Origin of the sequence: Pseudomonas sp. PDM27, assembly GCF_019219205.1 — a bacterium.
Lineage (GTDB): Bacteria > Pseudomonadota > Gammaproteobacteria > Pseudomonadales > Pseudomonadaceae > Aquipseudomonas > Aquipseudomonas laurylsulfatiphila.
Genome location: NZ_JAHUWF010000008.1, coordinates 201592 through 215166, shown reverse-complemented (window position 1 = coordinate 215166; position 13575 = coordinate 201592). Strand labels below are relative to the sequence as shown.

13 protein-coding genes are annotated in these 13575 nt (G+C 61.5%); 6 read left to right on the top strand and 7 right to left on the bottom strand.

Annotated features, from left to right (window positions below):
- Positions 1-27 precede the first annotated feature (27 nt).
- Positions 28-1371, top strand: a complete 1344-nt coding sequence (gene pabB / locus KW838_RS18150) for an aminodeoxychorismate synthase component I (protein WP_218502129.1) — start codon at positions 28-30, stop codon at positions 1369-1371.
- 90 nt (positions 1372-1461) lie between these two features.
- Here pabB and thrH read toward each other — a convergent pair whose 3' ends face one another.
- The gene (thrH, locus tag KW838_RS18145) at positions 1462-2079 is read right to left on the bottom strand and encodes a bifunctional phosphoserine phosphatase/homoserine phosphotransferase ThrH (RefSeq protein WP_102702772.1); all 618 of its coding nucleotides are present in this window, start codon (positions 2077-2079) and stop codon (positions 1462-1464) included.
- A gap of 173 nt (positions 2080-2252) precedes the next feature.
- Here thrH and KW838_RS18140 point away from each other — a divergent pair, with 173 nt between their 5' ends.
- The 3 genes from KW838_RS18140 to KW838_RS18130 all read left to right on the top strand — a co-directional run bounded on the left by KW838_RS18140 (position 2253) and on the right by KW838_RS18130 (position 5885).
- The gene (locus KW838_RS18140) at positions 2253-2993 is read left to right on the top strand and encodes a phosphoadenylyl-sulfate reductase (protein ID WP_102673279.1); all 741 of its coding nucleotides are present in this window, start codon (positions 2253-2255) and stop codon (positions 2991-2993) included.
- 566 nt (positions 2994-3559) lie between these two features.
- Positions 3560-5101, top strand: a complete 1542-nt coding sequence (locus tag KW838_RS18135; protein ID WP_218502118.1) for an NCS1 family nucleobase:cation symporter-1 — start codon at positions 3560-3562, stop codon at positions 5099-5101.
- Between the two features lie 55 nt (positions 5102-5156).
- Positions 5157-5885: an aspartate/glutamate racemase family protein gene (locus KW838_RS18130; protein ID WP_007988885.1), complete on the top strand. Its 729-nt coding sequence runs from the start codon at positions 5157-5159 to the stop codon at positions 5883-5885.
- 97 nt (positions 5886-5982) lie between these two features.
- Here KW838_RS18130 and KW838_RS18125 read toward each other — a convergent pair whose 3' ends face one another.
- Complete coding sequence (locus KW838_RS18125; RefSeq protein ID WP_218502115.1) at positions 5983-6906, bottom strand: LysR family transcriptional regulator; 924 nt, start codon at positions 6904-6906, stop codon at positions 5983-5985.
- Positions 6907-7030: 124 nt separating this feature from the next.
- Between KW838_RS18125 and KW838_RS18120 the strand changes: the two genes are divergently transcribed.
- Positions 7031-7777: a 3-oxoacyl-ACP reductase family protein gene (locus KW838_RS18120; protein WP_218502113.1), complete on the top strand. Its 747-nt coding sequence runs from the start codon at positions 7031-7033 to the stop codon at positions 7775-7777.
- A gap of 140 nt (positions 7778-7917) precedes the next feature.
- Here KW838_RS18120 and KW838_RS18115 read toward each other — a convergent pair whose 3' ends face one another.
- Positions 7918-8613 carry an HAD-IA family hydrolase gene (locus tag KW838_RS18115; protein ID WP_095964046.1) on the bottom strand — a complete coding sequence of 232 codons (696 nt, stop codon included), beginning with the start codon at positions 8611-8613 and terminating at the stop codon, positions 7918-7920.
- A gap of 247 nt (positions 8614-8860) precedes the next feature.
- Here KW838_RS18115 and KW838_RS18110 point away from each other — a divergent pair, with 247 nt between their 5' ends.
- Positions 8861-12091 carry an RHS repeat-associated core domain-containing protein gene (locus KW838_RS18110; RefSeq protein ID WP_218502111.1) on the top strand — a complete coding sequence of 1077 codons (3231 nt, stop codon included), beginning with the start codon at positions 8861-8863 and terminating at the stop codon, positions 12089-12091.
- Here KW838_RS18110 and KW838_RS18105 read toward each other — a convergent pair.
- The 4 genes from KW838_RS18105 to KW838_RS18090 all read right to left on the bottom strand — a co-directional run bounded on the left by KW838_RS18105 (position 12072) and on the right by KW838_RS18090 (position 13551).
- On the bottom strand, positions 12072-12296 hold the full coding sequence (locus KW838_RS18105) for a hypothetical protein (protein WP_218502100.1): 225 nt from the start codon (positions 12294-12296) through the stop codon (positions 12072-12074). The genes KW838_RS18110 and KW838_RS18105 overlap by 20 nt on opposite strands.
- A 107-nt stretch (positions 12297-12403) precedes the next feature.
- Entirely contained in the window at positions 12404-12586 is a 183-nt protein-coding gene (locus tag KW838_RS18100; protein WP_102702390.1) for a hypothetical protein, read from the bottom strand.
- Positions 12587-12602: 16 nt separating this feature from the next.
- Positions 12603-13070, bottom strand: a complete 468-nt coding sequence (locus tag KW838_RS18095; RefSeq protein WP_218502097.1) for a YMGG-like glycine zipper-containing protein — start codon at positions 13068-13070, stop codon at positions 12603-12605.
- 112 nt (positions 13071-13182) lie between these two features.
- Positions 13183-13551: a hypothetical protein gene (locus KW838_RS18090; protein ID WP_015096085.1), complete on the bottom strand. Its 369-nt coding sequence runs from the start codon at positions 13549-13551 to the stop codon at positions 13183-13185.
- Between the last annotated feature and the right edge of the window lie 24 nt (positions 13552-13575).

Here is a 13575-nt window from a genome sequence, read left to right as displayed (position 1 = left end):
CGCCTCGATGGCTGACTTCCCCCGCCCATGTTGACCTGCTCCGTACACCCGCTGCCCTATCGCGCCAACCCCGCCCACTACTTCGCGGCGATTCGCCATGCCCCCGGCGCCGTGCTGCTCGACAGCGGCCGCCCCAGCGCCGATCGCGGCCGCTATGACCTGCTCAGCGCCTGGCCGCTGGAACAACTGACGGTAGCGCCCGACGAAAGTGGCGAGGCTTTCCTGCAGCGCCTGCGCGATAACCTGACGCGCCTGGGCGAAGCCTCTTTGCCGGCACCTTATGAGTTGCCGTTTGCCGGTGGGTTGATCGGCTACCTGAGTTACGACTTCGGCCGACATCTGGAGCGCCTGCCGAGCCAGGCCAGTGACGACCTGCATCTGCCCGACGCGCGTTTCGGCCTGTATGGCTGGGCATTGGTCAGCGATCACCTTGCGCTGACCAGCCAGCTGGTGTTCCACCCGACCCTGCCCGACAGCGAACGTCAGCGCCTGATCGAGCTGTTCAGCCAACCGGCACCTGAAGCGGTTGCGCCCTTCAAACTGCTCACCCCGATGACCGCCGACTTGAGCGCTGACGAGTATCAACAGGCCATCGAGCGCATCCAGCAGTACATTCAGGCCGGCGACTGTTATCAGGTCAATTTCGCCCAACGGTTTCGCGCGCCCTGCCAGGGCGATCCGTGGGCCGCCTACTGCGCCTTGCGCGCCGCGTGCCCGACGCCTTTTTCCGGATTCCAGAGCTTGCCTGACGGCGATGCCATCCTCAGCCTGTCGCCGGAGCGCTTCGTCAAAGTCAGCCAGCGCCATGTGGAAACCCGCCCGATCAAGGGCACTCGGCCTCGGGGCCTGACGCCTGGGCAAGACGCCGCGAACGCCGCCGAACTGCTGGCCAGCCCCAAGGACCGCGCGGAAAACCTGATGATCGTCGACCTGCTGCGCAACGATCTCGGCCGGACCTGCCGCATCGGCTCGGTTCGGGTGCCGGAGTTGTTCAGCCTGGAAAGTTACCCGAACGTGCATCACCTGGTGAGCAGCGTCACCGGTGAACTGGCGGATGATCGCGACGCTCTGGACCTGATCGCCGGCAGCTTCCCCGGTGGTTCGATCACCGGCGCACCAAAAATTCGCGCGATGCAGATCATCGACGAACTGGAGCCGACCCGACGCGGCCTGTATTGCGGATCGTTGCTGTACCTGGACGTGCGCGGCGAGATGGACAGCTCCATCGCCATCCGCAGTTTGCTGGTCAAGGATGGGCAGGTGTGTTGCTGGGGCGGCGGCGGGATAGTCGCGGATTCCGAGTGGCAGGCCGAATATCAGGAATCGATCACCAAGGTGAAAATCCTGCTGCAAACGCTGCATAACCTGTAGGAGCTGCCGAAGGCTGCGATCTTTTGATCTTGCCTTTAAAAAACAAAATCAAAAGATCGCAGCCTTCGGCAGCTCCTACAAGGATCGGGTTTACAGGCTCAAGGTGCGGTTCGAAGCCTTGATGAACTCCTGCTTGAGCTCTTCAAACGTATGCACTGCCGGGAACTGCGGGAACTCGGCAATCACGTTATCCGGCGCATGGAACAGGATCCCGGCATCGGCCTCGCCCAGCATCGTGGTGTCGTTGTAGGAATCCCCCGCCGCGATCACTCGGTAGTAGAGGCTCTTGAAGGCCAGGACCGACTGACGCTTTGGATCTTTCTGACGCAGTTGATAGCCCGTGACTCGCCCGCTGTCGTCGGTAATCAGGCGATGGCAGAGCAAGGTGGGGAAGCCCAGTTGGCGCATCAACGGCTGGGAGAACTCATAGAAGGTGTCCGACAGGATCACCACCTGGAAGCGCTCGCGCAGCCAGTCGACGAACTCGATGGCGCCGTCCAGCGGCTTGAGCGTGGCGATCACTTCCTGAATGTCGGAGAGCTTCAGGCCATGCTCGTCGAGAATCCGCAGGCGCTGCTTCATCAGCACGTCGTAGTCGGGAATGTCCCGGGTGGTGGCCCTGAGGGATTCGATCCCGGTTTTTTCGGCGAAGGCGATCCAGATTTCCGGGACCAGCACACCTTCAAGATCCAGACAGGCAATTTCCACAAGACACTCCCATTTGTATTGATTATTGAGTCGAGCGAGCAAAAAGATTGCCGAACTCTAGCGACTCAGGCCTGCCTGCGCAACGCAGAGGATGCCCCGACCCGTGCAGCTTTTTGTTACCATCGGCCCCATATAGAGCGCCCAGCGCCACCGACCTGTAGGAAGCCGCCCTGATGAGCCCAACGTTCGACGTCGTGGAACTCGCCACGACCTATGCCAACAAATCCGCCCAGGACATCCTGAAACTCGCGTTTGCCGAGTTCGGTGATGACCTGTGGATATCTTTCAGCGGTGCCGAGGACGTGGTGCTGGTGGACATGGCCTGGAAGCTGAACAAGAACGTCAAGGTGTTCAGCCTCGACACCGGCCGGCTGCACCCCGAGACCTACCGCTTCATCGATCAGGTGCGCGAGCACTACAAGATCGACATCGAGCTGGTGTCGCCGGACTACACGAAACTTGAACCCTTCGTGAAGGAAAAAGGCCTGTTCAGCTTCTACAAGGACGGCCATGGCGAATGCTGCGGCATCCGCAAGATCGAACCGCTGCGCCGCAAGCTGTCCGGCGTGAAAGCCTGGGCCACCGGTCAGCGTCGGGACCAGAGCCCCGGCACCCGCAGCGCCGTCGCGGTGATGGAAATCGACACCGCGTTCTCCACCGCGGAACGCACCCTGTACAAGTTCAACCCGCTGGCGCAAATGACCAGCGAAGAGATCTGGGGCTACATCCGCATGCTGGAGCTGCCGTACAACAGCCTGCACGAACGCGGCTTCATCAGCATCGGCTGCGAACCCTGCACCCGCCCGGTGCTGCCGAACCAGCATGAGCGTGAAGGCCGCTGGTGGTGGGAAGAAGCGACGCAGAAGGAATGCGGGCTGCATGCGGGGAACATCATCAGCAAGTCCAAAGCGTAAGCCCACTGTAGGAGCGAGCCTGCTCGCGATGGTCGTCAACGATAACGCGGGGTGCCTGATACCCCGCTGCGTTCTCGGGTTCATCGCGAGCAAGCTCGCTCCTACAGTGTTATCTGCAGCTTCAAAAAATGTGTACACAGGAATGTCACCATAGGTGCCATTTGTGTGTGCACTTTTAGTTTCTACGCCCCAAAAAGTTACGTTCCTCCCCCCGACGTGCGCCGCCACGCCCTCCTGAATCCCCTATTCAAAATAAATACCTGTTCAAACGGTCAATTTATATTGTCAATTTTTCAATAACTTGGCGAAAAGCCATAACAAAACGAAATGAACAGCGCCGTTCATAGAACGCTCGGCTGGCATGGATCTGGCTTAAGTGCATACATGTTTTGTATACAATCACTTCAAAACATACACACACTTTAGATCCGCAAGCCTGAAGCGCCCTATCCCGTACAGGCTGCAGATGCCCCGTAACCAATGATATTCGCCACCCGCGACGAAGATTTGTCGAGCCAAGGCTCATGCACAGTCATCGCGGCGTCGAGCATCAGGAGCCTGCCGGAATGCGTACTAGTCTCTCCAACAACAATATCGCGCTGGATCTACCCTCCCCCCATTCCACCCACACCGCCGACCATCAGGCGCATCACTCCCCCGTGGTGCTCAGTCCCCGCCTGCACAACAAGGACCTCGCACCGACCAAGGCCGAAGGCCGGCGCTGGGGCCGCTACAGCATCTTTGCCTTGTGGACCAACGACGTTCACAACATTGCCAACTACTCCTTTGCCATCGGCCTGTATGCCCTGGGCCTGGGTGGCTGGCAGATCCTGTTGTCCCTGGGGATCGGAGCGGCGCTGGTGTATTGCTTCATGAACCTGTCCGGCTATATGGGACAAAAGACCGGGGTTCCGTTTCCGGTCATCAGCCGGATCAGTTTCGGCATTCACGGGGCGCAGATTCCTGCGTTGATCCGCGCCGTGATCGCCATCGCCTGGTTCGGTATTCAGACGTACCTCGCCTCCGTCGTCTTTCGCGTGCTGTTGACGGCGATCCATCCCGGGTTCGCCGACTACGACCACGACTCGATCCTCGGCCTGTCGACCCTGGGCTGGGTGTGTTTCGTCGCGATCTGGTTCGTGCAACTGGCGATTCTTGCCTATGGCATGGAGATGGTGCGCCGCTACGAAGCGTTTGCCGGCCCGGTGATTCTGCTGACCGTCGCCGCCCTCGCCGGGTGGATGTACTTCCAGGCCAACGCGACCATTGCCTGGTCGATCCGTGAGCCGCTGACCGGTGGTGAGATGTGGCGCAATATCTTTGCCGGTGGCGCACTGTGGCTGGCGATCTACGGCACCTTGATTCTCAATTTCTGCGACTTCGCCCGCTCTTCACCGTGCCGCAAGACCATCAAGGTCGGAAATTTCTGGGGCTTGCCGGTGAATATCCTGGTGTTCGCCGGCATCACTGTCCTGCTGTGCGGCGCGCAGTTCCAGATCAACGGCCGGATCATCGAAAGCCCGACCGAAATCATCGCCTCGATCCCCAACACCTTCTTTTTGGTACTCGGTTGCCTGGCGTTCCTGATCGTCACCGTGGCGGTGAACATCATGGCCAACTTCGTCGCCCCGGCGTTCGTCCTCAGTAACCTGGCGCCGAAGTACCTGACGTTCCGTCGCGCCGGACTGATCAGCGCCACCATCGCCGTGCTGATCCTGCCGTGGAACCTCTACAACAGCCCGCTGGTGATCGTGTACTTCCTGTCCGGCCTCGGTGCCCTGCTCGGCCCGTTGTACGGCGTGATCATGGTCGACTACTGGCTGGTTCGAAAAGGCCAGGTCAATGTGCCGCAGTTGTACAGCGAAGACCCCAACGGCCCCTATTACTACAGCCGCGGGGTCAATTTGCGCGCGGTGGCGGCGTTCATTCCCGCGGCCCTGATCGCCATCGTCCTGGCCCTGGTGCCCGGGTTCCACAGCGTGTCGCCGTTCTCCTGGCTGATTGGTGCCGGCATCGCCGGAATGCTCTACCTGATCATCGCCAAGCGCCAAGCGCACTACGCCGATGTCAGCGGCGAAGCCATCGCGGTCGAAAACGCCAGCCATTAACTCCATGGCGGCCCGGCAAAGTCGGCCGCAGAACCATCCGCAATAAGGACTCCCCATGCGCATTCTCGTGGTCAACGTCAACACCACCGAATCCATCACCCAGGCCATCGCCCGCTCGGCACAGGCCGTCGCGTCGCCCGGAACGGAAATCGTCGGCCTCACCCCGCACTTCGGCGCCGACTCCATCGAGGGCAACTTCGAAAGTTACCTGGCGGCCATCGCGGTCATGGACCGGGTGATGTCCTACGACCAGCCGTTCGACGCGGTGATCCAGGCCGGCTACGGCGAGCACGGCCGCGAAGGCTTGCAGGAGCTGCTTAACGTGCCGGTGGTGGACATCACCGATGCTGCCGCCAGCACGGCGATGTTTCTCGGTCACGCCTATTCCGTGGTCACCACCCTCGACCGCACCGTGCCCCTGATCGAAGACCGCCTCAAGCTCTCCGGCCTGTGGGACCGTTGCGCCTCGGTACGAGCCAGTGGCCTGGCGGTGCTGGAGCTGGAACATGAACCGCAGCGCGCACTGGAAGCCATCGTGCACCAGGCCGAACTGGCGGTGACCCAGGACAAGGCCGAAGTGATTTGCCTCGGTTGCGGTGGCATGGCCGGGCTGGACGAGCAGATTCGCCGGCGTACCGGGGTACCGGTGGTGGATGGAGTGACGGCGGCGGTGACCATTGCCGAATCGTTGGTGCGGTTGGGGCTGTCGACCTCGAAAGTGCGGACCTATGCGACGCCGCGGCCGAAAAACATCATTGGCTGGCCGGGGCGGTTTGCCCGGTAGACCGCGGCGCCCTCTTCGCGAGCAGGCTCGCTCCCACACAAATTCCCTGTGGGAGCGAGCCTGCTCGCGATGGCCGCCCCTCGGTTTCAAGACTTGCTCAAACCGCACTGAACCTCTGCCCCAACCCCCGCTCGGCAAACTGCTCGATGATGAAATCGACAAACGCCCGGGTCTTGCCGGGCAGCAGTTTGTGTTCGGCGTAATAAATGGAGGTGTAGCCGTCGTCGATGTACCAGTCCGGCAAAACTCGCTGCAATGTGCCCGCCTCCAGGTAACCCGAGGCGAACGGCATACTCACCAGCGCAATGCCCAGACCCTGCGCGGCCGTGACGCAGGCGGCCTCGGAATCGCTCATGGTCATCCGCGCCTTGAGCGTCAACGGGCTGTGTTGCTGATTGCGATGGGTCAACTGCCAGGAGCGCACGCGACCGGTTTGCGGCGAGCGGATCAGAATCCCGTCGTGGTGCTTGAGGTCGTCCGGCTCAGTGATTGACGCATGTGCCGCCAGGTAATCCGGCGAAGCCACCAATACCCGATGCGCCGGACTCAGCTTGCGCGCGACTACGCCCTGGGGCAGTTCGAAGCCACCGCCGATTGCCGCGTCAAACCCCTGCCCGATCAGATCGACCTGGCGGTTGTCGAAGTGCCAGTCCGGGTTGATCGCCGGGAATCGCCGCAGAAACTCGCCGAGCATCGGCACTATGTACAGGCAACCGAATACCGTCCCCATGCTGACCTTCAACGTACCCGCTGGCTGCCCACCGGCGCTGGCGAGATTGGCCACGGCATTCTGGATAGTGTGCAGGCTGGTGCTGACTTCGCCGAGAAACAACTGACCGGCCTCGGTCAGCGTCAGGCTGCGCGTGCTGCGCTGAAACAATCTGACGCCCAGGCGCGCCTCAAGCTTGGCAACGCTCTTGCCCACCGCCGCCGGTGTCAGGCTCAAGCGTCGCGCCGCTTCGGCGAAGCTGCCGACCTCGGCGCTGCGCACAAAGCATTCGATACTGCTGAAGGTTTCCATAGCTGCCACTATAAACTTTTGGTTTACACAGACTATCGCAATTATGGTCTACACAGCTCGTAATCCTGAATTGATACTAGCCTCCATCAACCGGGACATCTCGCCTCGGGACTTGGAGATCGACATGACTACTCAGAACCTCAGCGGCAAAGTGGCATTGATTCAAGGTGGTTCCCGCGGTATCGGTGCAGCCATCGTCAAGCGCCTGGCCGCTGAAGGCGCGACCGTTGCCTTCACTTATGTCAGCTCGACAGCCAAAGCTGAAGAGTTGCAACACAGCATCACCGCCTCGGGCGGCAAGGCCCTGGCCATCAAGGCCGACAGCGCCGACGCCGACGCGATCCGCGGCGCCGTGTCCGCCACGGTGGAAGCCTTCGGTCGCCTGGATATCCTGGTCAACAATGCAGGCGTACTGGCCGTCGCGCCGCTGGCCGAGTTCAAACTCGAAGACTTCGACCAGACCCTGGCCATCAACGTACGCAGCGTGTTCATTGCCACCCAGGCCGCCGCCAGGCACATGACCGAAGGCGGTCGCATCATCAACATCGGCAGCACCAACGCCGACCGCATGCCCTTTGCCGGTGGCGGCCCGTACGCCATGAGCAAGTCGGCACTGGTCGGCCTGACCAAAGGCCTGGCCCGTGACCTCGGCCCGCAAGGCATCACCATCAATAACGTGCAGCCGGGTCCGGTCGACACCGACATGAACCCGGCCGAGGGTGACTTTGCGGAAAGCCTGATCCCGCTGATGGCCGTGGGCCGTTACGGCAAGGCCGAAGAGATCGCCAGCTTCGTCGCCTACCTCGTCAGCCCGGAAGCCGGCTACATCACCGGGGCCAGCCTGACCATCGACGGTGGCTTCGGCGCCTGATGCATATCTGTCAACTGCAATAACTGTGGGAGCGAGCCTGCTCGCGAAGAGGGAGTATCAGACAGGTTGATGTTGTCTGAAACACCGCTTTCGCGAGCAGGCTCGCTCCCACATTTGCCAGAGTCATCCCGTCTTTTCAGCTAGGCCCACTCAAGCGCAGGCAAACCAAAGGCGTCCGGCTCGAACGCCTTCAACGTACGAAGAATGCCATCGGCGTGTGCGTACCGGGCGTCGGCCATTGCCGCATCCGGAATCGCAATCGCCGTCATCCCCGCCGCTTTCGCCGCGGTGACACCGAAGGGCGAATCCTCGAACACCAGGCAATCCTCGGGCGCGACGCCCAGACGCCGCGCCGCCGTCAGGAAGATATCCGGTGCCGGTTTGGCCGCCCCCACCTCGGGGTCATCGGCGGTGACGATGAAGTCGAACAAGGTGAACCAGTCGCGGTGCAGGGTGGTTTTCTGACCGAACGACTGGCTCGATGAACTGGTACCCACGGCTATGGGAATGTTGTTGGCCTTCAGGTGCCGGACCAGTTCCTGTGCGCCAGGCATCGCCTGCGCTGTAGGAAAGCGCTCGCGCATCAGCGGCTCGCGGATCACCAGAAACTCTTCGGCGGTGATCGGCAGGTCGAGCGCTTCAACGACATAGCGCGCCAGATCCCCGGCGCCCCGGCCAATGATGTTCTGCTTGATGCTCCAATCGAACGTTCGGCCGTAACGCGCGGCAATGATGGACGTGACTTCGGTGTAGATGCCCTCTGTATCCAGCAGCAAGCCGTCCATATCGAAAATCACGGCCTTGATCGGGCCGAATGTTTTCAGCGGTGCATTCATCGCAACTGATCCGTTTTCCAAGGCATCCCGGGCGGCGCAGGTGAGGCCCGCACCCGAATGGATTAAAGGATTCAGCAGCATAACGAGCGCGGCCGTCTCAGAGCAACGATGAAATCCCGATCCGCGCCGAATGGCTCTCGTGATTTAGCGATTCGCCCTACATCAAACGCCAACTTTCCCGACTTCTTTCCTTGAAGATCCTCCGCAGAGTCTCAGGTCCTACATTCCGCCAAGGGAAAGTCTGCAGATGTTCGATCCCCAAAAGGTATTGGCATGTCCCGCCAGCGGTCCCCTGACACAGGTGCACAGGTTCACCGCCAGGATCGATACCCTCGAGCGCACCGCCCCCCACAACGGCCCGGTGTCGATGGTCACCGGTGAAGTATCGCTGGCCCTCACGGACGGCACCCTCGACGGGATCTTGCCGTTCGACTTCACCCGCCTCTATCGCACCCGTACCGTCGAACTCGACAGCGGGCTCGGTTTCGGCTGGCGGCATTCGCTGTCCCAGCATCTGGAATTCCACGGCGAGCAGGTGCTGTGGATCGACGCCGAAAACCACCGCACGCCATTTCCATGGCCGACGACGGCGCGCCCGTTGATCCGTAACAGACTCTCGCGGGCGGCAATTTACCTCGGCGAAGAACCGGGCGAACTGATCCTCGCCCTGGCTGGCGACGCGGCACGCTTTTTTCATTTCCGCGACGGCCGACTGACCGCGATCAGCGACGCCTACGACAACCGCCTGACGGTACAGCGGGACGGCCTTGAGCGGATTCAGCGCCTGGACAACGGCGCTGACCGTGCCTTGCTGCTGCGTTATGACCTCAAGCACCTGGTGGCCGTCGACTATCAGGTGTTTCAGCGTTGCGGTTGCGAGGCGCACACCTGGCGCACCGAACAGACCCTGGCCAGCTACCGCTACGACGCCCGCCAGCGTCTGGTCGAGGTGACCAACGCCGCGGGTGAAACCGAGCGTTATGACTACGACGAGCAGCACGTGATCCTGCAACGGCAACTGGCGGGCGGCGCGAGTTTGTTCTGGGCGTGGGAACGCTCCGGCAAGACCGCCCGCTGCGTCCATCATTGGGCCTCGTTTGCGCAGATGGAGGCGCGTTACACCTGGGACGATCAAGGCACCGTGACGGTGAACAACGCCGACGGCAGCCAAGAGGTTTACGTTCATGACCCATACGCGCGATGGGTGCGCCACATCGGGCTGGACGGAGGCGAGCAGCACAAGGCCTACGACAATCTGGGCCGATTGATCTTCGAGCAGGACGCCCTCGGCGCCGTCACCCAATACCATTATGACGAAGCCGGGCGACTGATCGCGCTGCATGCACCGGATGAGGCGCCCACGTCCTACAAATATCACCACGGTTTCCTGCACGCCCGTACCCGCGGTCGGGCGACGTGGAGCTACCAGCGCAATGCCCAGGGAGACATCACGGCCGTCACCGATCCCGACGGACAGATCACCCACTATTCCTACGACTCGCTGGGGCGCTTGCTGACGATCCGCTTTCCAGACCAGAGCATTCACCGGTTTGCCTGGAGCGTCCTGGGGCAATTGCTGGAAGAAACCTTGCCCGATGGTTCTCAGCGCATGTTTTCCTACGATGCGTTGGGGCGCAGGATTACCGAACAAGACGAATACGGTGCCATCGCCCGTTATGAGTGGGACGCCGTGGGTCGACTGAGCCGGACCACGCTGCCCTTGGGCGCCTGCCGTGCCTGGCGCTACAACGCCTACGGCCGGATCACCGCCGAGACCGACGAACTGGGACGGGTAACCCGTTACGAATACGCCGACGACCTGCACTTGATCAGTCGTCGGATCAACCCCGACGGCAGCGCGCTGAAGTACCGCTACGACCATGCGCAATTGCTGCTGACCGAGATCGAAAACGAGGTGGGCGACACTTACCATCTGGAATACACCCCGGGAGGGTTGATCCGACAGGAAACCGCCTTCGATGGACGTCGTACCACTTACAGCTACGACCTCAATGGCCAATTGCTGGAGAAAACCGAGTTTGGCGACGACGGTTCGCAACGGGTTACCGGCTATCAGCGTGACAGCGCTGGGCGGTTACGGGTCAAAACATTGCCCGATGGGGTCAGGGTCGAGTACCGCTACGACACGCTAGGGCGACTGGTCAGCGTCGATGACGGCCTGGCCCCTCCGTTGCAGTTCGAATACGACCTTCAGGACCGACTGATCACCGAGCATCAGGGCTGGGGCACCCTGCGTTACGACTACGACGTCTGCGGTCGGCTCCAGTGTCTGCACCTGCCGGACGCCTGTATTCTCGACTACCACCACGCCAAGGGAGGCGCCCTCACGGCCATCGACCTCAACGGCACATCCCTGACCCGCCATCGTTTTGTCGGCGGGCGCGAACAGCAACGCCAACAGGGCCTTCTGCTCAGCGATTACGCCTACGACGAGCAAGGCCGTTTGCAGGCCCATGTCATCAGCCAAAAACAACGACCGCTGTACCGCCGCGAATATGCCTACAGCGCCAAGGGCAACCTCTTGAAGGTTACCGACAGCCGCCACGGCTCACGCTGCTATCAATACGATGCACTGGACCGCCTGACCGGCGTACGTCACGCCCGCGATCCGTGGGCAGAGCACTTCACCCACGACCCGGCCGGTAACCTGCTGATCCACGAGCGTCCTGGCCCGTGTGTTTTCCAGGGCAACCGCCTGCAGTGCAGTGGCAGTGGCAATGACGGCAGCTACTACGACTACGACGCCTTCGGCAACCTGATCCGCGAACGCCGCGGCCTGCCGCCCCGGGTCACCGAATACACCTACGACAGCCAGCACCGCCTGATCGGCGTCAGCCCCCCGGACGGTAAAAGTGTCAGCTATTGCTACGACGCTTTCGGCCGGCGCATCCAGAAAATTATTGACGGCTACACCACGCAATACCTCTGGCAAGACGACCGGCTGATCGCCGAAAGCGGCCCCCGGCACTACCGCAGCTACATCTACGAACGCAGTGAACCCGGCGAGCCCGGTAGCTTCCGCCCCCTGGCGCTGCTCGACGGCAAAGGCCAGGCACACGCCTGCCCGTACTACTTTCAACTCGACCACCTCGGCACCCCGCAGGAACTGACCAGCCACGGCGGTGCGATTGTCTGGTCGGCCCAATACACCGCCCACGGCAAACTCCGTGAGTCGAGCCGCGGCGACGGCGAACGAGTCGAACAACCCTTACGGTTTCAGGGACAATACTTCGACGTAGAGAGTGGCCTGCACTACAACCGGCATCGCTATTACCAGCCGGACTTCGGTCGTTTCCTGACACCGGATCCGATCAGGTCGGGCGGTGGGTTAAACCCGTATCGGTACACCCGCAACCCGACGGGGTGGGTGGATCCGCTGGGGTCGAGCGACCCCCTCGGATCGATTCTTTCAGGAAGCATTCGAGCGCCGGACGTCCTCACCGCCGCTTCGAAGTAGCCGGCTCTGCCGCGCCATCGGTATCTGCATCGCGCCGATCGTGCGGATCTGCCTCGAGATTCTCGTCGCTCTCGTCGCCCGGCACTTGCTCCACGCCGACATCGTCGTCCGGCGGTCGTTGGTCGCGGCTCAAGGAATCGGTAGGTGACGGCAGCGGATATTCCGGAGTTTCATCATCGTCTAAGGCCTTTGGATCAGTGTTCATCTCGCACCTCTCATCTGACCTCAAGCACAGGTCATGACATATCGAGGACTGCACGATGGACACGTTCGACCCGGTAGACGATCGGTTGATTCGGCAACAGGACTCAATCAGTCTTCGTCCTCTTCCTCATCATCAAACTCGATATTTCCCACATCGCCTGCGTCATCTGCATCGTTAAGTGGCACCGTCGCATCATCCATCAGCGATCCCGGATCTTCATTGCCGGGATCGTTGATGGATGGTTGTGCGCTTGGGTCTTTGTCTTCCTTGCCTTCGGATTCCAGAGTCATGGTTTGCCTCACTCAATCAGTGATGCTTTTTGTGGTGCTTGTTCGAGTGTTTATGTCCGCCACCGGAATGGGAATGGCCACTGCCATCCCCCAGATCATTGCCGATCGCACCGCCGGCTGCACCGCCAACACCGGCACCAATGGCCGACCCGGTCGAACCGCCAAGACTGTTGCCGAGCACCGATCCGCCCGCCGCGCCCAAACCACCGCCTACCGCCGCTTCGGTGCGATTGCGCTTGGGTGCGGCAACGGCACTGCCGGCCGCCCCGCCGACACCCGCACCAATCACTGCGCCAGTACTGCCACCCACCTGGCCACCGACCACGTTGCCCAGCACCCCACCAAGACCGCCGCCCACCGCGGCATCTCCATTACCGCCAGCCAGCGCCACCTGGGAGAGCAGCAATCCAAAAACAATCGCAGGCAACATCAACCGTCGAGTCATCGGGCTTGCGTTCTGTTTGCCGTCGGTTTTGGGGTTCATGGCACGCCTCGCATTCTTCAGGAGTATGGAAGATTTGAGCCGCTGCGGCGGGAATCGTTCATATATGAAAAAGCCCGGCATCAAGCCGGGCTTTTTCCCATCTGGATCAGCATCAGTGACGCTTGTGACCGTTGGCCAGGTTGCTGCCGACGCCGCCGCCCAAGGCACCGCCCAGGCCTGCGCCAATGGTGGCACCGGACTTGCCACCCAGGCTTTTACCGATCACCGAACCACCGGCTGCGCCGACACCGCCACCGATGGCTGCGCTGGTGCGATGACCTTTTTTGGCGGCAACTGCGCTGCCCGCCGCGCCGGCAACGCCCGCACCGATCACTGCGCCAGTGCTGCCGCCCATCTTCTGGCCGACCACGTTACCCAATGCGCCGCCCAAGCCACCACCCAGCGCGGCAGTACCGTCACCGGCCATTGCACCTTGAGCAACCAGAAGCCCCAGAACCAGAGCAGGCAGTGTTAAACGCATGACAAAAACCTCAAAAAATAGGGG